Here is a 22,385-nt window from a genome sequence, read left to right as displayed (position 1 = left end):
GTGTAAGGGTTATGAGAGAGAAGAAAGTGAAAATCTGCTTTACATCATCTTCTGGAGGACATTTTGAGCAGCTTTTGATGTTGGAACCTTTAATGAAGAAGTATGACAGCTATATAGTAACAGAAAAGTTGGATTACGATGTTAAAACCGGAAATATTCCTGTTAAATATGTGATGCAGATTAACAGAACTGATAAACTATTTTTTCTCAAATTTATCTGCAATATCATTAAATCATTTAAAATTATTATTACAAATATGCCGGATGTGATAATTTCAACAGGAGCGTTGGCAGCAGTACCGCTTATGATATGGACCAAGATTTTTGGCGGAAAAGTAGTATATATCGAATCTTTTGCAAAAATTGACTCTCCGAATATATCTGGAAAAATAGCTTATAGATTTGCTGATCAGTTTTATATTCAGTGGGAAAGTATGCGTAAATTCTATCCGAAAGCAATTTATAAAGGAGGAATCTATTAAATGATATTTATAACTACAGGTTCAAGAAGTTTCCAGTTTAACAGATTGCTCAAAACGGTAGATGACGCACTTGGTGAAGGTTTAATAACGGATACTGTTTTTGCACAGATTGGTTCCAGCGATTATAGAATTAAGAATTATGAGTACATAGATTTTTTGAATCATGATGAATTCAATGATAAGTTGAACAGTTGCGATATTGTACTGACGCATGGTGGAACTGGCGTTATTGTAAATTCCGTAAAAATAGGAAAACGTGTAGTCGCTATTCCGAGACTAGCTCAATATGGTGAAGCAGTTGATGATCACCAAATCCAATTGATAAAAGCTTTTGAAAAACTTGAAATGGTTACACCATGTTATGACTGCACAAGTAACGGGGTAGCCAGGGCTATAGTAGAGTCAAAGTCTAAAAAAGTTAAACCGTATAAATCAAATACTTATCAAATTTTGAGTTCCATTGAAGACATGATTCATAAAGAAGTTTTAGGGGATGTTGATTATAGTAAAACAAGAATATTAATGTGTAGTTCAGCTAGAACTGAGAAGGGTGGCATGAACAGCGTTATTGATCAACTTATGGATCATACATGGGAAGATGGTTTGGAATTTTCTTATTTAGCAACACATATAACAGGCAATCCCATCAAAAAGGTATTTTTTTTTGTTAGGGCATATGCTCAACTAAAAGGATTAATCGAGAAAAATACGTTTGATATTATTCATATTCATATGTCCTATAAAGGAAGCTTTTATAGAAAGTATGTAGTGACAAAGCTTTGCAAAAAGCATCGGAAACAAGTAATTATTCATCTCCATGGATCAGAGTTCAAAGATTTTTATAATAAGGGTAGTTCCAAATTAAGGAAGAAAATTATTGAGTTGTTTACTATTGCTGATGTAACAATTGTTCTTGGAGATGATTGGAAAGAATTTATAAAGAATATTGCTCCAAACTCTAACGTAGTAGTAATTAATAATGCAGTTCCTATACCAAAATTAAGAAAAAAAAAGGAAAAAGAAGAATTGATATTTCTATTTTTGGGGGCGCTTATAAAAAGAAAAGGTGTTATAGATCTACTTAAAGCTGTAAATAAGATGAAAGTTGATGGTATTAATGATTTTAAACTCTTGCTTGCGGGATCAGGTGATGAAGAAACTGCTTTGAAAAAATACATTTATGATAATTCCCTAACAGAGTGTACAGAGTTTTTAGGGTGGATAGATAATAATAGGAAATCACAAATATTGAGTGAGTGTGAAGTGTTGGTGCTCCCATCTTACAATGAAGGTTTACCAATTGCTATTCTTGAAGCGATGTCTTATGGCCTTCCAATTATTAGTACAAATGTCGGAAGTATTAGTGAAGCAGTGATATCTGGCGTAAATGGGTATCTTTTTGCACCTGGAGATGTTGAAGCTTTAGCTAGGGAAATGAAGCAGATGATTATGGATAGAATTTATTGGAAAAAATGCTCTATGAATGCTAGAAATATATGTGAAAGTAAATTTTCTGAGTATGTTTTTTTTGAAAAAATGACAAAAATATATTTGGATTTAAAGTGAAATTATGTTTCACAGAACTATAAGTTTGAAAATAGAGAAAAGACGAACAAAACAATTTCAAAAGCGGAAGTATATGTAAAATGTTAAAAATGCAATTAGTTTTAATGTTTGTTGCTTAAGGGAGTAATCTTATGTTACATATGAGTAGGAGGAGGTGAAAGAGTGATATATGTTGTAGTTTATGCTATATCTGTCTTGCTGATCTATATTGTTTATAACAAAAAGCAAAATAAAACTATTAAAGCATTTTTGATTCTGGGAGCTTTAAGTTTTCCCATTATTCTAGCGGGTATGAGAAAAATTGGTATTGGAACGGATACCGTTGGATATGCAAAAAGTGTTTTTCAATTAGCCATGAATTCAAGAAATCTTACTGAATTCTTTTCTACTACTATTATGTTTAATTTTACAACTGTTACAGTATCAAAGTGGGAATTAGGATATGTTCTTTTTGTTTATTTTATTACAAAGCTTTTTCACTCTTATCAGATAATGTTAGCTGTTACCCATGCAATAATCATTGTTTTAATATACAAGGGATTGCACGTTTATAAGAATAAAATAAGCGTTTGGTTAGGCATGCTTATATTTTACTTTTTATTTTATGCTTCATCATTAAACTTAATGAGACAGTGGATGGCTATATCAATAGTTTTTTTTGCATTTCAATATCTATTAAAAAACATGAAGAAAACATATATTGTTTTAGTTTTGTTAGCAACAAGCTTTCATTATTCAGCTATACTTGGTCTTGCTATTATGTTTCTTTATTATTTTTTGATTAATGACAAAAAAAAATATATAACGGTATTTGTTGGGGGGCAAAGATTAGATTCAACAACTATAAAAATTGGTATCATTTTATTTGGGGGAATAGCGTTGCTGTTTAGTATTCCTATTTTAAGTCGTATTTTATCTGCAATTGGTTTAAGTAGATATGCCTCACTATATCTTATTGGATCCGTTTCATTTAAATCTAATCAAATAATTAGAAGAATTCCATTCATTTTCCTTGTTTTATATGGAATCAAAAAAGATAAAAGCTATGCTAATAAAAAACTTAATGCCTTTTTTGGCGCAATGATGGTTTTAGATATTATTGCGGCACAATTTGGAAGCCTAGTTGTTGAGGCAGAGAGAATAGGATACTATTTTTATGCTGTTTATTGCATTTCGATACCATATTATATAAATAAAGTAAGTAAAAGAAATAAACATTTAATAATTTTAATAGTTATAGTATATCTTATTTTATCATTTGCGTATGACATTATATTTCAAGGAAGAAGTTCTGTTTATCCTTATATACCGTTCTATAAATAGATACATTAAAAGAGGACTAGATATGAAAAAGCCATTAATAAGTGTTTTAATGAGCACTTACAATGAACCAATTGAATATATAATCGATTCGATCAATTCAATCTTGGCTCAGACGTATGAAAATTTTGAATTTGTTATAATCAATGATAATCCAATTCGTGTAGACTTAGATGAATATTTAAACAAATTATATATACTGGATAGACGAATAAAAATCATTAAAAATGAATCTAATATTGGCCTAACCGCTTCACTTAATAAGGGATTAAGATATTGTTCAGGATTATATATTGCAAGAATGGACGCGGATGATATTTCAGAACCATTTAGGCTAGAGAAAGAATTAGAATATATCATAAAACAAGATCTTGATATTGTGGGAGCGTATATACAGCCCATAAGTCCAACTGGGGAAAATTATGGAAAATCCAAAAAATATCCTGTTTGGAATAGCGGGTGCAGGAGATATTTAAAATCGCGAAGTTCATTAATACACCCAACCTGGTTAGTTAAGCGTGAAGTTTATGAAGTTCTCGATGGTTACAGAAATGTAAAATATTGTGAGGATTACGATTTTTTAATTCGTGCTTCAAAAATATATAAACTTGCCTGTTGTCCATGGATTTGCTTGAGGTATAGGATAAATCCGAATGGAATTTCAGTAAGTAATAAAATTACGCAAAAAGTCTATTCAAAATATTTAAGAAAAAATTTTAATAGAATAAACGAATTGACACCACATGATGCAGACCTTTTTTACTCAAAATCTGCTGGCTATATAAGTCAATTGGAATATTATTTTAATGAAATTGAATTTATAAGAACTTGCGTCTCAAACTGTAGAAAAGTATTAGAATATTTTAGAATATTCTTTGGTTTAAAATTCGCAAGAGAATCGTTAATTGAAGTATTAAGAATGAAAATGATTATGTTCATATCTAATTGTATAGAAAAAGCTCGAAAATAATGCAATCGCAATATGTTAAATATATATTTATTTAAGGTACCTGATTAGGAGGTCTTTATGATACCCAAAATAATTCATTATTGTTGGTTTGGTGGTAGTGAATTACCTGACTTAGCAAAAAATTGTATAGAATCGTGGAAGAAGTATTGCCCAAAGTATGAAATAATTGAATGGAATGAAAACAATATTGATTTAACCGCATGTCCATATATTGAAGAAGCATATTCTCAAAAAAAATGGGCCTTTGTGTCGGATTTTGTCCGTTTATATGTATTAGTGAACTATGGTGGAATCTATCTAGATACTGATGTAGAGATTATTAAAAATTTAGACTGTTTTTTGAACCAAGAGGCTTTTACTGGTTTACAGACAATAGATTCTATATCAACAGGTCTATTGGCTTGCCAGAAAAATGATAAAGCTTTTACCGAAATTTTAAACGAGTATTATGGAAGATCCTTTATTAATAATAATGGTGAAATGAATGAGACTACAAATGTAGAATATATAACTTCATATTTTGTTAAACATGGTATGAAATTTATGGATGATTTGCAAAAAGTAAATGGTGTAAATATATATCCATATGACTATTTTTGTGCAAAAACGTGGAATACAGGAAAGTTATCTGTTACTCCGAACACATATGCCATTCATTATTTTTCGGCCTCTTGGTTATCACTAGAAAAACAAAAAAATTTAAAGATGAAGTATTACTGTTATGAACATTTTGGGATTTTTGCATCACTTTTTTATAAAATATATTTTTATGCCTTACACCCCAAAAATATTTTATTAAAAATCATTAGTAAGAGGTAATTGTTAGATGCAAATAAATATTTTGACATACTATAATGCTATAAATGTTGGTGCATTTTTGCAAGCATACTGTTTGCGAAGCTTTCTATCTGAGATATTTACCTGTGATGTTTATTTCGTCCCTCAAAAGGAGATTAAATATTTTTACAAAATGTATGCTCCTTTATTGAAATCTAAGAATTTTAAATACATATTTAATTCTATAAAGAGAATAAGAAATTCTAGGCGTGCTCAAAAGAAATATTTTAAAATTTCAAGTAAAAATAATATTGATTTACTTGTTGTTGGTAGTGATGAGTTATGGAATATAGAAAATCCTATTTTTTCAATACAAAACTTTGGATTAAGTATTCCGGCTATAAAAAAAATAAGTTATGCAGTGAGTATGGGAAGTACCCCCCTTAATTCAGAGACTGTAAAAATATACAAAGAATGTTTAAGGGATTTTAATAATATATCTGTGCGTGATGAAAATAGTCGTGACATTATTTATAAAAGCAGTAATATAAAAGCACCTATTCACTGTGATCCAATATTTTTATATGATATTCCTGCTGTGAAACCAGACCATGTATGGAACAAGCCATATATTATGATTTATGGAGGAATAATAGATAATTCGCTCATTGATGTGATCAAAAAGTATGCTGATAATAAAGGTTATGACATAATATCTGTAGATATATACAATGGATGGTGTAAAAATTTTGTCCCCGATTCACCCTTTGAGTTTGTAGGATATATAGATAATTCTGAGCTTGTAATAACAAATATGTTCCATGGAACTATGTTATCCATAGTAAGAAAAAAAAGTTTTTTAACATTGCTTACGAAGGAAAGGGAAAATAAAATGATATATGCGCTTAAAGTTTTTGATTGTTTGAATAGAGCACTTCCCATAAATGAGTTAAATTCATCTAACAAAATTGAAAATATTGTAGCAATTAGGATAAACGAAAATGAGTTGGAAAATAGAATTTTATCTGAGAGGCAGAAAGCAAAAGATTACTTTATTAACAATGTCTAGATGACTAATATCAACTGGGGGATTAGAAGTGTAATTCAGGAGGTCAAATCGATTTGAAAAATTTAAAAAATGTTTTTGTTAGTTTTATAAGCCAGATAATTATATTATCCCTTGGTTTAGTAGTTCCTAGAATAATTTTAGTACACTATGGATCTGATACAAATGGACTAACTAGCACTATAACTCAAATATTTTCATATATGGCTTTATTAGAAGCCGGAATCGGTCAAGCTACAACAAATGCATTATACCCCTTTATTCATGGCGATTCAAAAGATCACGATGAGATATCTCAAGTTATGTCTGTTTCGAGACTGTATTATAGAAGAATTACTTTTCTATATGGTGCTGGAGTTATAGCACTTTCGTTTATTTTACCGTTTGGTTTAAAAACTAATGTAAGTTATTGGACCATTTTCTTTGTTGTTTTGTTTGAAGGAATGACAGGCGTCATTTCTTTCTGGTTCATCCAAAATCGAACAGCATTTTTAATTGCAGACGGAAAAAACTATATACTATCTAATATTGAACTGGTTAGTAAAATACTCTGTTATGGTTGTAAGATTGGACTAGCATTATTTGGCGTTAACATTGCTTTTATACAATTGGGATATTTTGCTGTATCACTTTTAAAACTTGGTCTCTATAAAACATATATGGATAGGAATTATGATTGGATAGATTATAATATAAATATTGAAGGTTTAAAATTAAAAGATAGGAACTCATATATAGTAACAGAAATTGCTTGGACAATATTTTCTTCCACTGACATGATTATTCTATCTGTCTTTTGCTCTACTCAGTTAGCAAGTGTTTATGCAGTGTATAATATGGTGTTTTTTGCATTAAATAGTCTTTTAACAGCCATTTATAATAGTGTAAAATTTAATTTAGGACAAACATTTCATCAAGATATCAATAAATACTGTAAAATGCATGACCTATTTAATTCGATTTTTATGTCAAGTATAACTATATTAATGATAGTTGCCTACTATTTGATTATTCCTTTTGTTAAACTCTATACAAGTGGTGTTCAAGATATTAATTATATTATCATTGGACTGCCATTACTATTTTGCTTAGTTCAGATGATCTCATGGAGCAGATATATTGCCGGAAACCTGACAGCTATAGCAGGATATGCAAGTAAAACTGCAAAATTTTCTATTATTGAGGCTTTTCTTAACGTTACAATCTCTTTAGCTTTAGTTTCGTACTTTGGATTATTTGGAGTACTGCTAGCAACAGTTTGTGCACTTCCAGTAAAATCGCTGTACTGTAATTATTTATCAGATATTAAAATCCTAAAAAGGCAGCCGATAAATACAATTTCAATAATAGGAATCAATTTTATAACCTTTTTTTTTGCAGTGTTGCTAAAAAGATCCATTAGTTACTCTATATCATCATATTCCAGTTTTGTTATTTATGGGGGACTATTTACCTTGCTTTTTAGCGTTACAGTTTTTTTTATAAATTGTTTAATAAATAGAAATTTATTTAATGTCTGTAGAGGAACAACATATAAGTTATTGAGGAGATAAAATGATTAATAATGAAAAAAACATTGATATTATTGTATCTGCTTTAAAAGCGCATAACATAAGACATATAGTCATTAGTCCAGGAGGAACAAATATTTGCTTTGTGCGTAAAGTACAAAAGGACTCCTTCTTTAAATGTTATTCGGTAGTAGATGAAAGAAGTGCGATGTATGTTGCAATAGGAATTTATTTGCAAACAGAAGAGATTGTTGCTACTTCATGTACTAGTGCTCAAGCAACACGAAATTATATACCTGGATTAACAGAAGCTTATTACAAAAGAGTTCCCATTCTAGCGCTTACGATGGAAAAGCATACTCGATTTAAATATCAGGAATATATGCAAGCTCCTGATCAAACTTCTTTACCCAAAGATTGTGTTAAAGCTTCTTATGAACTTCCTGCTATTGCAGATGAAAATGATATTTTATTTTCTAATAGATTGGTAAATGAAGCAATCCTTGAATTAAATCATAATGGCTATGGACCTGTTCAGTTGTGTATTCCATGGCTAGATTTTCAACTTTCCCGCAATGATATCAATTACAGATATATCAAAAGATATGAATATAACACTGAATGGGATGTTGTTCTTTCAAATAAAAAAGTTCTTATGGTTGTCGGTGAACAGCTACCTTTCAATGCGAAAGAGCAGGAACTATTCGATGAGTTTTGTACAAATTATAATGTTGTAGTTTATTGCAATCATCTTTCAAATTGTCATGGAAAGTTTGTTGTAAATGCAAATTTAGCTTTGTCTACAATAAAATTATCTGAATTTTTGCGATACAAACCTGATATTGTAATCGCTCTTGGGGGGCAAACTGGAGACTATCCTTTATATAAAATCATATCAAAGAATGAATTAATAGATGTCGAAGTATGGAGAGTGAATCGAGATGGTGCTATAATTGATACTTATGATAAACTAACAAAAGTCTTCGCAGTCAGTAATTCAGAGTTTTTTATGAAAATGAACGAGTTGTGTTTTGCGCGTTCTACGCATGACTATTTTGAACTTTGGAGTTGCTTAATTAGTAGTAAGAAACGCGATATTGAAGTACCATTTTCCAATATATATACCGCCCAAAAAATGTCAAAAGTTATACCAAACAATAGCATTCTGCAGTTGTCCATTCTAAATAGTTTGCGAACATGGAGCCTTTATGAGATAGATAAATCGGTGGAATGTTACTCAAATGTTGGTGCTTTTGGAATTGATGGAGGTATGTCCACATTGATAGGACAAAGTCTTGCTACAGATAAAATGTGTTTTATGATTATAGGAGACTTGGCCTTTCTTTATGATATGAATTCTATTAGTATTAGAGGAATAAAAAATAATGTCAGAATTCTATTAGTAAATAACAACGGGGGAATAGAATTTAAAATGGATTCTATGAATGATTATGAATTCATAGATAAATATATTGCTGCTGGGGATCATTTCAAAAATGCTGAAGGATGGGCGAATGTATGTGGATTTAAATATATGAGGGCTGGCACTAAGCAAGAATTTGATTCTAAAATCACAGAATTTGTCAGTGCTTCTGAAAAGCCAATTATTTTTGAAATATTTGTTAGTGATGTTGATGAAGCAAAGGCATATAAAACTATAATTGATACAAACACAAGCTACAATTTTGAAGAGAAAGCTGCAATGGGTAAACAAGCACTAAAAAATGGACTCAAAAAGATGATTGGTAAGTAGACATGAATATAAAAAAAATTATTAAATTTTTTAAAACAAAAGAGCAATATCCTGTTCCGAAGCTGATTAACTCAAATAAGTTACTAGAAAATAAAGTGGCTCTTATAACTGGTGGCAGTTCGGGAATTGGATTTGCAATTGCTAAAGATTTCATCGAGAATGGTGCGAAAGTAATTATAGTAGGACGTAATAGAGATAAAATTAATCAGGCCGTTAAAATTTTAGGAAACAAAGCTAAAGGGCTTGTTTTTGATATAACTAATGTTAAAGAGATTCCGAGAAATCTTATGCAAGCCGTTAACTTATTTGAAGAAAAAAGGATAGATATACTTGTAAATTCAGCGGGGATTGGTGCTAAAAATAGCTTTCTAACAGTCACAGAAGATGAGTATGACGCTATAATGGATACAAATATCAAAGCGACATTCTTTATGAACCAAGTTGTAGGCAATTATATGATCAATAATAAAATTCATGGTCATATATTGAATGTATCTTCATCGAGCGCCATGAGACCAGCCTGGACGCCTTATGAAATGTCAAAATGGTCTGTACGAGGTTTTACATTAGGTGCTGCTGATCTTTTGGCTCCTTATGGTATAATTGTAAATGCTATTGCTCCGGGACCCACAGTCACCCCAATGTTAAGAATGAATGAAAACGATAGTATTTATAATGATAGCACTTGTATAAAAAGGTCTGCTATGCCTAATGAAATTGCTTCCTTAGCTACATATATGTGTAGCGAAATGGGGAATATGATTGTTGGTGATACCTTTTATATTACTGGTGGTGCAGGAAACATAAAAAGTCATATATAGTGACGACTGTTTCCTGGGCACCACCACAACTTTCCATGATGTTGCGTTGGGAATATACCAGACCGGTAAGTCTGATGATTTCTAGGTATCTGGTCATAATTACGACCTCCTTACAAAGTATTTACATCATATGGTGCATAAAACTATTATAAGGTTTTATCAGATAGAACGATTTCCACTTTACCAGAATCATGATTTCCACAAAAATGGAATAATGATTTCCAAAGTCTGGAAAGGTGATGTATTCACCCCGTGTTTATTCCGATGAGAATGTACTCATGTTCCGTAGGAACGGATACCGATCCGTAAGGCGGATATATTTGGTTTTGTACCGCTGTTTGCAGGCTTCCATCCCGAAGGCGCAGGCCATATAGGCCTTGCCACTCCCGGTGGCTCTGCTGATGGGACGGAGGTATATGCTCGGAAAGGGTGCTATATTGCCCCTTGCGCCCACAAAGACGGCAATGGGAAGGATACGCTTGTTATTCTAAAAAACTTCGATGGTCTTATCTGTAACCCTCATATAGACCTTACGCTTTATATACTCGTAAGGAACTGAGTATAGCATTCCGGCGCAGGATATGTGATAATTGAACTGAACGGTGGCCTGTTTCCATTCTGCCAGTTAGTATGAGGCAACAGGTAATGGCACCAGCAATGGCAGTTCTTCATTGCGGAAGATCTCATACCGGCTACCCTCTTTCTTTAAAAAGGGCAACGGCTGAATTCTTCTAGCTTTTGACGGATAGCAAGGTTTAGCTCTCTGATTGAGAAAAACTGTTCATTGCACAGTAGTGCAATGATCTATGTGGAAATAGTTCCAATGTTGCCTTCAGCATTTGGCACCCTTTTTTTGCGGGGATGGGGGGGGGCGTGATACTCAGCCATTTCCTTATAAATGGCGATGATACGTTGGTCTTTCCAGCCATGGTTGTGGTCAACTGCTGTTTTACCGTTATCAGGTCCAAGTATTTTTGCTACACCGCCAAAGTATTCATACATATGGACGTGCGCGGTAATCCAGGCCGACTGTTTTTCATCAATAGGAGCCTCAACATAGGGATACTGTCTGTAAGTCATTATGCCAACGAAAAGATATGCGTTGGTAATTTCGCCGGTATCCGGATCGATGACGTGGGCCGGATCGCCCGCCCAATCAACTTCTACCTGTTCACCTGGTTTGTGGTTGATGTGCATCGTTGCACGGTGTTTTTGCTCATCCTTCTGGATTTGATAGCAGAACTGGGAATACATAAGCGGCTCATCGCCGGTCTGGCGGCATTCCTCAAGGTATTCTGTCCACAGAAGCTTTTTGTTGACGCCATTGCGGAGCAGTTCCTTTCGGATATAAGCAAAATTAGGCATCCGTTTGTTAGTGGAAGGCGTTGCCATCTCTACTTTTGGAAATAAGGTCTGAGACAGTACATCGTCTGTGTACTTCGGATCCAATGGTCATATAAAATTCTAAGCTTTTGTCTCTTTAAGAACCTTGTTGACCGTAGTCTTGAATGCACTGACACTGAGTACGATGTTAGTTTGGCTGAAATTTAAGCCGGCAAGCCGGATAATCTCTCAATACTCGGTCATGATAGAGATCTCTTTAAATTGTATTTACACCATAAAGCGCATACATACAGTTTAAATGAAGATTCATTATTTTTCATGACTTCGGTATTGTTCAACCAACCATTCAACGAAATCTCTTACAGCACCTTCGCCGCCATTATGTTCAGCCACATAATCTGCTAGTACAATCACATCTTTCACAGCATCTTTTGGGCAGCCCACAATACCTCCAGCCGCTTTAACTGGAATCATACAGGAGAGATCATTGATATCATCGCCAATATAAGCAACTTCTCTCAAGTCAGTAGTTATTGTTAGAAGCTTTTCGATTTTATTGCGAATACCTTGGTAGACCTTTTCAATTCCAATTTCTCTGCACCGCTTCATGACAATATCTGATTTTCTTCCAGTGATAACGATCGGTTCAATTCCTGCTGGAATCGCAATGTCATGAATACCACAACCATCTTTAATGCTAAAAGCTTTGCATATTTCGCCGCTGCTACCCATGTAAATCTTGCCATCTGTTAGGGTTCCGTCCACATCCATTATCAAAAACTTAACCATTTTATTTTCTTCCCCTATGTTCATGATTATTTGCACTTGCACTTAAGGCCTTATCCAATCATATATAGAAACCATTTCTCTATAGTGATATTAAACGGTATTAAAGAGATAAAAATGTAACATGCAAGTCCGACTGAGTAAAAATTTATTATGTAATTCATCAGCAGAGATAATTAAGATGACAAAAACCAACTTTATCGCAATTCTCCAAATAAGTTCATTGATACAAACAACAATCAGTGAGCGTTTTCCGAAGAATTAAAAGGTTCTGTTTTATTTGGTTGCGCTAAACACTAATAGCAGGACTATTATTTCAAAAAAGCGAAGACCAAAAACAGTATTTAATTTCTATACTTTATGGATACCATATTGCATTCTCCGTTGATAAGACCTATAATTTAGCATCAAAGCAATAATCACCAAAGCTCTTTAGCATTTAGTGCCTTCTCTTTTAATCTTTTGCTCTCAATATCATATATCCAGCGAAATAAAAAATAATGACAAATAATGCGATATCTATACCCCAAGGTAGACAAAAGGGCATTCGTCTCTCACCAATGACGCCAAGAACAACGATCAAAAAACTCCGCAAATTTTTTCTGTTACATACCGCTTATGGCCAAAAACGAAGGTCTTATTACGAACAAACATGGTGGGAACAAAAGCGCGGCATTAAGAGTTAGAGCATCACTTTCACTAAAAAACAAACTGAACAATAGCTCAAGCTGCCAAATAGGGAACAATTATTGTCTGAAATTGTTTAATCAGTACTCGGTTCCAATTTTTTTACATCATACTTGGATAAGTGCATTGAATATCCAGACAAGAAAAATAACGGAACATGAAATACATAAATCCAAATTCTGAATTGTCCACCATTCAACGTATGTCCAAGAACAATTAAAAATATACCTAGCCCTATTGCGCCATCAATGTCTGCCTGTTAAAATTGTTTTCTCTTTACTTACGTCTGGCAAGTCCATTGCTATGGAAGCTTTTAACTCAAATGCTTCTACTTCTTCCTACTCTTCATTTTCATATAAACTCGGTGTTAATAACTTAATAATACATTCCGGATATACAGTTTCTTTAATCTCCTTGTACATCTGGGCAACTTCTTTATTTAGAACAGAAAATTCAGAAATATGACGATCGTTTTGGAAGGAATTATCGGAGTAGTTCTTTTCATTTTCTTCACTAAAACCATCGAAACCAGCGATAACGATCTTCCTAGGACTAACCCTTTTCAACATATTAAGGAGCATAATTGTTGAATTTTCAAAGTACTTATATCCACGGTTTATTAAGCTGTGATAATTCACGACCAGATCGCCATCATTATCCGCTTTTACATTAGAAGAAATAATAACATTACGTCCTATTCTCTTTGCTGCAAGTCTGGCATATCTTTTTTGATTTCCAAAGAATGCATAGGCATTCGGATCTTCAGCCACAAAATTTACACTGACCACAATAGGTTGATTTTTATTAATATATGTATCAATCTGCTCACGATGTGTGTTCAGCGTATTTCCAGGTGCCATAACTAGCACCTCTTTTCCCTCTGTTAAGTGCTTTAATTGTGCTATTGTTTCATGATCATCAATCTTATCAGCGATATACTCGGTATAAAGTCGTTCAATGTTATTGTAATCGTATTTCTGGCGAGTTACCGGATCAATCATAGAAAGTAGCTTTCCAATATCTTTTGTATCAAGCCTAAACTTTTCTGTTAGATAAATCACATTATTTGGATGAGATTTATAAACGCCTGCCATCATCGCGGTGGTTGAGTATCCCCACTTATGATTAAGTGAGTACTTGTAGACATAATCATCCAAAATATCTAGAATATCCTCGAACTCATAGTCGTAACGTTTTTTACGGACGAGATAATCAATGATCAATTCAGTATTTAAATTTCCGGCAACCTTGCCCATACCTCCAAGTGTTCCGTCAATGATAATTTGACGATTACTTGTTCCACTAAGCTTGATCACTTCCTGTGCAAAAGCAAAAGACAGCTGATAATTGTTATGGGAATGGAAATTGATACAAATATCTGGAAGCATATTATGATCTATAAGCCCATATAATCTATCGACATCATCTATGTACATTGCTCCATAAGTATCCACAATGCCGAAACTGTAGGGATGTACACTATTCACCATATCAACGATTTCTAACAATTCTCTGTCTGAATAATTCAAGGAATTGACGCCCTGAATGAACAATTTATAACCACGCTCTTTAATTATCCTAATCCAGCGCAAGATTTCATTCTTTTCCTCTGTGTAATCTTTTTTTGTAAAACCAAAACGAATTGCATCAATAGATGTTCCGTCATACGGTTTTAAAGAATCAATGTCACACATGCCATAATCAATAAATGCCGTGTAAATAGTGCTCTTATTCTCCCGATTAATATATGGTTTAATTTGATCTACATCAGTAAAGAATGTACTATTCCCATGATAATTCACTTTGCGCCAATCGCGCAAAAAACCTACTTCTATAATATCAATCTTAGCATTAGCAAGACGATCAGTCATTTCCTTTATTTCACGATCTGGAAAAGCGCAATCGATAATACGCCCTCCATCGCGTAATGTGCAATCAAGGACCCTAACATTTTTCATGAGGTCTTCTCCCTTCTTAATATCAATCATTTAAAATTTTATCAAGCTAGAATTACTTATTTGACAAGTAGACAGCTACAGATTCTGCAAATTGAAAGTCTTCTGCAGTGTCAATGTCTACCGCCTCAAATTGGTCAATTTCGTAAATATATGGCTTATCACCAATACGCTGCCCCAGTTTTGTATATACTTCTTTTCGAAAAATAAAGAATGCACCTGTTTCCATGTAAATTGGTTCAAGATCCTGTGTACGGACAATATTCTTCATATCATAATTAAAAGGTCTACCGTTCATCCACATATAATCCTGTAGAACAACTGCGGAGAACGCTGAGTCATACTCACCAGATACAACCTTTTCCAGAGCGTTCTTAATAGACGCTGACTTTGTAAATGGCTGTGTGACGTGTGTGAGCACATAAATGTCTGCATCGACATCCCTTACAAACCGATCAATAATTTCTAGTCCCTTCACTTGAAATCCGTCAAGACACGGATCTCTTTTAAGGAATTTCAGCCCTTTTTCTTCATAGGGTACTATATAAGGTTTTATTGCTTCATCACTACAGTACACGTACTTCTCATCAATAGTGTCAACTCCGGAAATGGTCTCAAAAATATAATCACATGTTGGACGATCATTGAGCAGCATAGTGTTTTTTCCGGGTAGTCTTTGGTTGTTAAGTTTGATTGGAATAAAAGATACTACTTTCATGATTAGTTTCCTTTCCTTATTTATTTGATGATTTTAAGTGTATCAATACATTCTTTGAGATTCTTTCTTGTAAACACGCAATAGAAAAAAAATGCAATCAGATATACACAAAAAGCAGTCGCCATTGGAAGCACCATGTTTGACAAAATGAAAATCAATGACAGCACGCATTCCCAAATAACATTAATCTCAGTTGGAATGCTCATTAGTTTTGACAGATATATATTAGTAATTAGGCTGCGTACTGCTATAGCAATAACCATGCAAATTACCACTGCCATCATGCTGTTCAGCACATAGGCTCCTATGGCGCACAATATGGCACTCACACCTAAGGAAATTAGATTTATCAAAAGAAGAACTTTTTCCTTTCGAAGCACCTTCAAATATGTGTTATATAAAAGCTGCATCTTGCCATCGAAAATACATATTGGAAGTAGTATCGCCAAATACTCTAGACTAACTGCGTATTGCGGAAGCCATAGGCATAATATGTATTTTAGTGGAACATAAAGCGCCAAAATCGTACAAAGGAAATAACTGATTCCACCACGAATAACAACAAAAATATGCTTCATTTTTTCATGCTCAAACTGTCGTAGCATAGGAAACATAACCATGCTTACCTGTGAAATAAATTGCAAGAAAAAATTTGTCAGAGAAATTGCCAGAGAAACCATTCCAAAAGAACTAATTCCCTGTGTAGCATCGATCATTACCCGACCCACGCCTAAAATAAAACTGCTTGCCAGATTTGAAAATGTGAGATTGATTCCAATCTTAGCATTATAAAACATCTCTGTAAGAGTCTTCCTAAATGGCAACTGATGAAAAAAAATAAACTCCCTTCCTTTATACGCACAATAAAGTAAGGCTAAACCTTGTGATACTACATAAAGCACTACATAAATCTTAAATTCCGATGGTTTCATAACCATCAAAAGGAAAACGCAAACCGTGAAAAACACTTTGCTTATAATTGTTGCGATAGAGTAATTTTTTGTTTTATTTGCCGCTTGATAGATAAATCCTAGAAACCAAAAGGCATTTGTAATCACCATGTAAAACGCAGTGAGAATCCATACAAATTTTCTTTCTTTTTCCAGTGGAAATGAAAAAAGAATCAGTACACCAAGCAAACTGATGATAACATGAAACAAAGTCATCAGCCGAAGCTGAGACCCCAGCAAAGGCTTATCAATAGCATCTAATTCTGTCCCGCCGTATTTCAAATAAACCCCATCTGGCAAGCCTAAGTGAAAAAAGCCCACATAGCCGCTATAAAATATAAACAACTGCCAGTATGCAAATTGCTCAATACCTAACAACTTTGGCACAATTAAAGACATAATCACACTAAGTGTTAGGCTTAATAACTGTGCCATAAACGCAAATGATAAATTTGAAGCAAAAGTTTTTTTAAAATCATTTTTCACGTTTCATGGTCCTCATGTTTTTGCAATCCTCTTTAATGTGTAATAAATCTGTTCATATGGTAATGGTATCCGGAGTAAACGATACAAAAATGCAATTTTCCATGTCGATGCCGAAAAATCTTTTTTAAACTTCTTAGGATTTAATAAATACCTAATAAGCGGATCTGGATGTGCAATATGTGAAACCCTTGTATCAAACATTCGAAAGTCCGAGAAAAGCCCAACCCCTACTTTCTCGGGTCTAAGTCCCATGCAAAGTAAATTATTTATCGCTAAATGATTATTTATGACAAGCAACTCATTTCGTACCATTTCAGATACGTATTCCACGTATTTTAGTGCACCATGCTGGAAGCTGGTTATTATCTGAATCTCGTCCACATAGCGTTCTTTCTGAGCGACATATTCATATTCATAGAACTCTGCCTCCACTATCCCGTCTCCCATTTTAAATCTATATGTAGAGCCATGCTGTGCAAGAAAAATACTTTCGAAAACAGAAATAAAAGCATTTATGTTATCTTGATATTTATTTTTATGATTTGGTCCATAAAGGAAACTGTAGGCGTTTATTTCATGGTTCATTATTAACTTAGACTTTGGGTTTAATCCCATATAAAACCCATGAATCTCATTTCGAATCCCCATCGAGCTAAGAATTATCTGCAGTGCTTTCTGCATTGTGCCATTATAGCCAATGTCAACAATCGCAACTTTTCCCTCTACGCCTTCACTTTTCAAGTATTCAGTAAGTGCCTTATACTCCTCCTTTGAATTGATAATCACCTTATCTTTAACCAAAGAATACAGAGCTTTGAACTCTTTAGACTTAGGTAAAAGTGTCTTATCAATTACCGTATTCACATCCAGGCCACTTAATCTGATTTCTTTTTTACATTTTTCTGGTAAAATTCCTATACGCATCAAAAAGCTGTATACCGAGGTTTGAGGAAACATAGAAACATTTTTTAATATATCCTCATACTCGGGCTCCATCCAAATTGCTGGAACTGTCCATGAACGTCTCGAGGCATAAATATATGCTGTTTCAAATTCTCCTGAATATATTGCTTCAAATGCCCTTTTCATTGTAAAGCCATCTCTAGAAAGGAAGAAGACTTTGTGGATTCCTAATGATTTCAACTGAGTAGCCATCCATTTAGAGAAACCTGTTAACAATGGGCCGAGTACCTTTGCCCCCATTGATTCATTCTCTCTCATCGATTCGCCCACTATGTCTGCGCACCGATTCATCATTACAAAATCTAGCCAATCATTAACTTCAGCTTTTACCAAATACTTGCAGGATTTTTTTTGCTCAATTTGATAGGTGTTTATTCCTAGTTTTTTCGGTGAACTAATATCTCCTTTGGGATTATCCCCAATATGCAACCACTTACTTGGTGTTCCTTTCACATCATCAAGCACTACTTCAAACAACTTTACTGTTGTTTTAGTTACTCGATATTCACAGGAAACAAACAGCTTATCATACCCGCTAATTCCACAGTTTTCTAGCATTTTTTCTAGAAAAACCGCATCAAGGTACATGTCAGAAATAATATAGACCTTTTTATCTTTCTGAATACATTCGTAAAATATTGCCACAATATCAGGATTTGGTTTGCAGACATTCAATTCTATCCATTTTTCTATAGCCTCCAGTTTTCTTGCATCACCTCCATAGTTGGCACAAAAATAATCATAAATTTCCTGAATCGTGCTTGGACGCCTGCTTTGAGTATTAACTGTACGCTCTGCCATGAGGCGCTTATTTTTAAAATCATCTGGTAATGGAATCTTTCTTTTATTGCAATACTGCTGCATGAGTGAAAACACATCATGAGGATCTGGAACAACACGCTTGATCAGAGTATCAAAAATATCAAAGGAAATACATTCATACTTATTTATGTCAATATTATGTTTCATTCTCTCTTGCCTCTATCATCGTGGGTAACGCCCAAATCATACCTATTAATACATACATTGTTGCACCAGACAGTGCACCCTCCGCCTGAGCAACAATAAAAAAGCCAAAAAATCCTATTGAGCATACATTATACAAATTCTGATTCTTTACTTTAAGAAAATTAAGGCGTTTATTAATATATACAAGAATCATGCAAAAGGAGCCAAAACAAAACAATCCGCCTCTAAACCACATGTCTAAAAAGGTATTATGTGTGGTGGTAGCGCCAGCGGCGATGGTGGACAACCAAGTTAACTGATTCAAATTTAAAGCCCCATGTCCCCACAATGGTGATTCTAAAATCTTGTCCCAAGAAATTGTCCAAATCTGAAATCGGGCTGAAACCGTTCCTGTTCTACCAACGATCAGGCCTAGGGCATCTCCTAATGTTGATATAGGCGAAAGTTTCCCCACACTTGTCAGAAAGAAAAACATCACAATATGTGCAATCACCACGATTTTAAAAGACAAGCAAATTGACTTTTTAAAGAACATCACAATAAATAGTATTGTCATTAAAAAGTAACTAAGATACCCACTTCCAACTTTTAGATGATTTATAGTAATGAAAACAGCGGTGTATAAACAGATACATCTAATATTCGTTCTGACTCGCCTGGGTTTTATATACCAATAGGTAACATCAACTATGCACGCTAAAAGCAAATATGTTGTCTGCGCATTTCTCAATCCTAGAACCCATGTTTGATCTGAGATCCATCCAGATTCAGTAGTAAATAAATACAATCCATGAGGAAAAAGTATTATAGTAATCAAATTAGCATAAACTAAAATTTCAAGGATACTATATAATGCATCAACCATCATATCATTTCTTTTTTGTGCGGCAATATCCATTACCATTGCGGAGCCAAATGAAACAGCACAAAGTGTAAATGCATTTATAATATTTCCTTCATTGATAAACGTTGAGAATAAAGGGATCACTGAATATAACAGTAATAATGCAGAAAGCTTAAATATTCTGTGTTTTCTAATTAAGTAATAGATTAGCAAAAGCACAACTGCAACAATTCTAATAACATTGAATATTTGATCCAGTTCTGCGATCGTTCCAAAATATGCAGGTTTTAAAAATGCCAAGAAAATCAGCATCCATACAATTTTGGATGATGAAGGCTTTTTTATTGTTAGAGTCACTTTTTTCCTCCGCTCATTCCAATATCACTTCTAAAATTCTACGAACATTTTCAAAAAATCATTTCGTTTTTTATCAAGTACCTCATAGTAATAGTCATGCGCTCTATTGAAACTGCTTTTTGCTTGCTTTTCATAAGTATCGGCCACAATCAACTTCTCCAAAACATCAGCAATCGCTTCGGCATTCCCTGCTCCTACTAAAAACTCTTTCGAACACAGCTCGCCATTACCTCCAACATCTGTACAAATAACTGGACAAGCTCGACTCATTGCCTCCACTACTGCCCGGCACAATCCCTCGGTAAAGCTCGGTTGAATATAGATATCTATATCATCAAGCCACATATATACTTCCGAATGTGGTTTGGTTCCATCTAAGATCACCTGATCTTTAACTCCAAGCTGTTCAGCATATACCATTAAACTGGCGCCACTTCCCGCACCAAGCAAATGATATTCGAACTTGTGGCCTTTCCGCTTGAGTAAAGAAATTGCTTTTATAACAAATTTGTGACCTTTTCGCTTGTCGTCTATATTGGCTACTGTGCCCAAAACGATTGTGGCCTTTCTGCTTGTTGTCTTTTCTAATCTCTTTTTTAGAATATCTGGATTTAAGTCCGTAATTTCAACATCGGAGCAGCCGATTGTTTTTCCATGACAAGGATACCTTTTTTGTAGAAATTCTTTTGTCACATATAATCCATACGGAGCAATGGCCATATTTTTCTTACACTCGTGTTCATGTTTCCATGCAACAAATTTTCCATCCCATCCATGATTCCAATCTGTTTCAAATGCGAAGCCACCAACCAAGAGCATGTATCTCTTATTGTAAGTTTTACAGTACTTAATCCCAGTTTCTGCATAAATACCGGTAGCAGAAGCGATAATCACCTTATCTGCCCACTTTATATTCTCTAAAAAGACCCGATTCATTTCTCGATATTTCTTTACACTAAATAAATTTGTTATCGGATGATACGGGTTGTAACAAATACTCAAATCCGCTAGATCTTTGGGAAAAGGATCATATTTTTTTCTTGCTTCTTCCTCTGCGCAACAAATGCCGCTGTCTCGCAGAATCATCCGAAGCTCATCACATATAACTCTGTATCTCTGTATCGTTTTTTTATTCATATGAGCGTTTAAATAAATATTTCCGGAATTGTCACTAATTGTTCTGGCACTCATACTTATAAACAGCAGCTTCATAAATTTTCTTCCTGACGTATAATTTTATCTAAATCCACTCGTTCAAAAACCTCTAATGCGCCCCCACGTGTAGCATTAAATACTTTAAATCCATACTTATCCATTTGCTTCTTTACTTCTTCATATCCAGCAATATTTCTGTCCCTTGCTGTATCAATAGTAGTATCAGGAACTCCATAATCCTTGAAGTGTATCTTACCACCTTTCGGAAAACTACAATCAGCTCCTAAAAGATAGATTTCGGTAAAGCCCATATAAGCAGCAATCTGAATCAGTGAATGTGTAATACTATGCATTCCATACACGATCCGATAGCAATCTCCGCTAAATTTACACCAAAAATTCTGTGTAAACCAACGGTCATAAGTGTGATATGCAACATTCTCTGGGAAAACATGCCACCATTCTTTTATTTGAACATTACGTTTGATTCTATCAGAAACAAAGACTTCAATTGTATCGCTACAATAATTCTCTATATCAGTTTTAAGCTTCTGATAAACTCCTAAATCATTACATCCATAGAATGTTGGGCGGAAACTCGTTTTATCTGCCAGTAAACAAATAGAATTCATACCAAAAGTGTATTCATTCTTTAGCTTTTCTAAATCATTTGTGGCAAGACTTGGACCAGTGCAAATAATAAAACATCTCTTTCCATGATATTTTCCCTTCAATTTCAGCAGATCTTCATATTGTTTTCCAAACAGTCCATGACATCTTAAAAATCCTGTTGTTTCATCCCATATATTAATGCATGCCATAATCAGCCATATACCGGCTTTTATTATAATTTCAAACACCTTATTTTTTCTCGCCAGATTAACTAATTTGGTCATCATTGGATT

19 protein-coding genes and 1 pseudogene are annotated in these 22,385 nt (G+C 33.8%); 9 read left to right on the top strand and 11 right to left on the bottom strand.

The window, feature by feature from the left end:
- The first annotated feature begins 11 nt into the window (after window positions 1–11).
- From pssD to ABID13_RS02740, 9 genes are all read left to right on the top strand, one after another.
- Window positions 12–482, top strand: a complete 471-nt coding sequence (gene pssD / locus ABID13_RS02780) for a PssD/Cps14F family polysaccharide biosynthesis glycosyltransferase (RefSeq protein WP_048929847.1) — start codon at window positions 12–14, stop codon at window positions 480–482.
- On the top strand, window positions 483–2,048 hold the full coding sequence (gene pssE, locus ABID13_RS02775) for a PssE/Cps14G family polysaccharide biosynthesis glycosyltransferase (protein WP_117450753.1): 1,566 nt from the start codon (window positions 483–485) through the stop codon (window positions 2,046–2,048).
- 162 nt (window positions 2,049–2,210) lie between these two features.
- Complete coding sequence (locus ABID13_RS02770) at window positions 2,211–3,371, top strand: EpsG family protein (RefSeq protein WP_048929845.1); 1,161 nt, start codon at window positions 2,211–2,213, stop codon at window positions 3,369–3,371.
- Between the two features lie 22 nt (window positions 3,372–3,393).
- Window positions 3,394–4,338 (top strand): glycosyltransferase, encoded by a 945-nt coding sequence (locus ABID13_RS02765; protein ID WP_048929844.1) that lies wholly within the window; start codon window positions 3,394–3,396, stop codon window positions 4,336–4,338.
- 57 nt (window positions 4,339–4,395) lie between these two features.
- Window positions 4,396–5,157, top strand: a complete 762-nt coding sequence (locus ABID13_RS02760; RefSeq protein ID WP_053095349.1) for a glycosyltransferase family 32 protein — start codon at window positions 4,396–4,398, stop codon at window positions 5,155–5,157.
- Between the two features lie 7 nt (window positions 5,158–5,164).
- Window positions 5,165–6,184, top strand: coding sequence for a polysaccharide pyruvyl transferase family protein (locus ABID13_RS02755; protein WP_048929843.1), 1,020 nt, complete (start codon window positions 5,165–5,167; stop codon window positions 6,182–6,184).
- Between the two features lie 53 nt (window positions 6,185–6,237).
- Entirely contained in the window at window positions 6,238–7,734 is a 1,497-nt protein-coding gene (locus tag ABID13_RS02750) for a lipopolysaccharide biosynthesis protein (protein WP_048929842.1), read from the top strand.
- A 1-nt stretch (window position 7,735) separates the two neighbouring features.
- The gene (locus ABID13_RS02745) at window positions 7,736–9,445 is read left to right on the top strand and encodes a thiamine pyrophosphate-binding protein (RefSeq protein WP_048929841.1); all 1,710 of its coding nucleotides are present in this window, start codon (window positions 7,736–7,738) and stop codon (window positions 9,443–9,445) included.
- A gap of 2 nt (window positions 9,446–9,447) precedes the next feature.
- Window positions 9,448–10,266 (top strand): SDR family NAD(P)-dependent oxidoreductase, encoded by an 819-nt coding sequence (locus ABID13_RS02740; protein ID WP_048929840.1) that lies wholly within the window; start codon window positions 9,448–9,450, stop codon window positions 10,264–10,266.
- Window positions 10,267–10,567: 301 nt separating this feature from the next.
- On the opposite strand, the pseudogene ABID13_RS02735 reads toward ABID13_RS02740, so the two are convergent.
- From ABID13_RS02735 to ABID13_RS02690, 11 genes and pseudogenes are all read right to left on the bottom strand, one after another.
- A pseudogene (locus ABID13_RS02735) lies at window positions 10,568–10,669 on the bottom strand (AAA family ATPase); the annotation flags it as partial.
- A gap of 84 nt (window positions 10,670–10,753) precedes the next feature.
- Window positions 10,754–10,834: a hypothetical protein gene (locus ABID13_RS28630; protein ID WP_416387854.1), complete on the bottom strand. Its 81-nt coding sequence runs from the start codon at window positions 10,832–10,834 to the stop codon at window positions 10,754–10,756.
- Between the two features lie 236 nt (window positions 10,835–11,070).
- On the bottom strand, window positions 11,071–11,715 hold the full coding sequence (locus tag ABID13_RS02730; protein WP_156200074.1) for a DDE-type integrase/transposase/recombinase: 645 nt from the start codon (window positions 11,713–11,715) through the stop codon (window positions 11,071–11,073).
- Between the two features lie 204 nt (window positions 11,716–11,919).
- Window positions 11,920–12,423, bottom strand: a complete 504-nt coding sequence (locus ABID13_RS02725) for a KdsC family phosphatase (protein ID WP_048929913.1) — start codon at window positions 12,421–12,423, stop codon at window positions 11,920–11,922.
- A gap of 998 nt (window positions 12,424–13,421) precedes the next feature.
- Complete coding sequence (locus tag ABID13_RS02720) at window positions 13,422–15,041, bottom strand: aldolase catalytic domain-containing protein (RefSeq protein WP_048929839.1); 1,620 nt, start codon at window positions 15,039–15,041, stop codon at window positions 13,422–13,424.
- Between the two features lie 52 nt (window positions 15,042–15,093).
- On the bottom strand, window positions 15,094–15,756 hold the full coding sequence (locus tag ABID13_RS02715; RefSeq protein ID WP_048929838.1) for an acylneuraminate cytidylyltransferase family protein: 663 nt from the start codon (window positions 15,754–15,756) through the stop codon (window positions 15,094–15,096).
- A 20-nt stretch (window positions 15,757–15,776) separates the two neighbouring features.
- Complete coding sequence (locus ABID13_RS02710; protein ID WP_048929837.1) at window positions 15,777–17,192, bottom strand: lipopolysaccharide biosynthesis protein; 1,416 nt, start codon at window positions 17,190–17,192, stop codon at window positions 15,777–15,779.
- 12 nt (window positions 17,193–17,204) lie between these two features.
- Entirely contained in the window at window positions 17,205–19,124 is a 1,920-nt protein-coding gene (locus ABID13_RS02705) for an HAD family hydrolase (RefSeq protein ID WP_048929836.1), read from the bottom strand.
- Window positions 19,114–20,325, bottom strand: coding sequence for an O-antigen ligase family protein (locus ABID13_RS02700; RefSeq protein WP_048929835.1), 1,212 nt, complete (start codon window positions 20,323–20,325; stop codon window positions 19,114–19,116). The genes ABID13_RS02705 and ABID13_RS02700 overlap by 11 nt, the downstream gene beginning before the upstream one ends.
- Before the next feature lie 30 nt (window positions 20,326–20,355).
- A complete protein-coding gene (locus ABID13_RS02695; RefSeq protein ID WP_048929834.1) occupies window positions 20,356–21,537 on the bottom strand; it encodes a glycosyltransferase in 1,182 nt (393 codons plus the stop codon).
- Window positions 21,534–22,379: a 6-hydroxymethylpterin diphosphokinase MptE-like protein gene (locus ABID13_RS02690; protein WP_048929833.1), complete on the bottom strand. Its 846-nt coding sequence runs from the start codon at window positions 22,377–22,379 to the stop codon at window positions 21,534–21,536. Before ABID13_RS02690 ends, ABID13_RS02695 begins: the two co-directional genes overlap by 4 nt.
- Between the last annotated feature and the right edge of the window lie 6 nt (window positions 22,380–22,385).

Origin of the sequence: Enterocloster citroniae, assembly GCF_040545455.1 — a bacterium.
GTDB classification, from domain to species: domain Bacteria; phylum Bacillota; class Clostridia; order Lachnospirales; family Lachnospiraceae; genus Enterocloster; species Enterocloster citroniae.
Note: the sequence above shows the minus strand (reverse complement) of the source record. Positions and strands in the feature narration are given on the sequence as shown.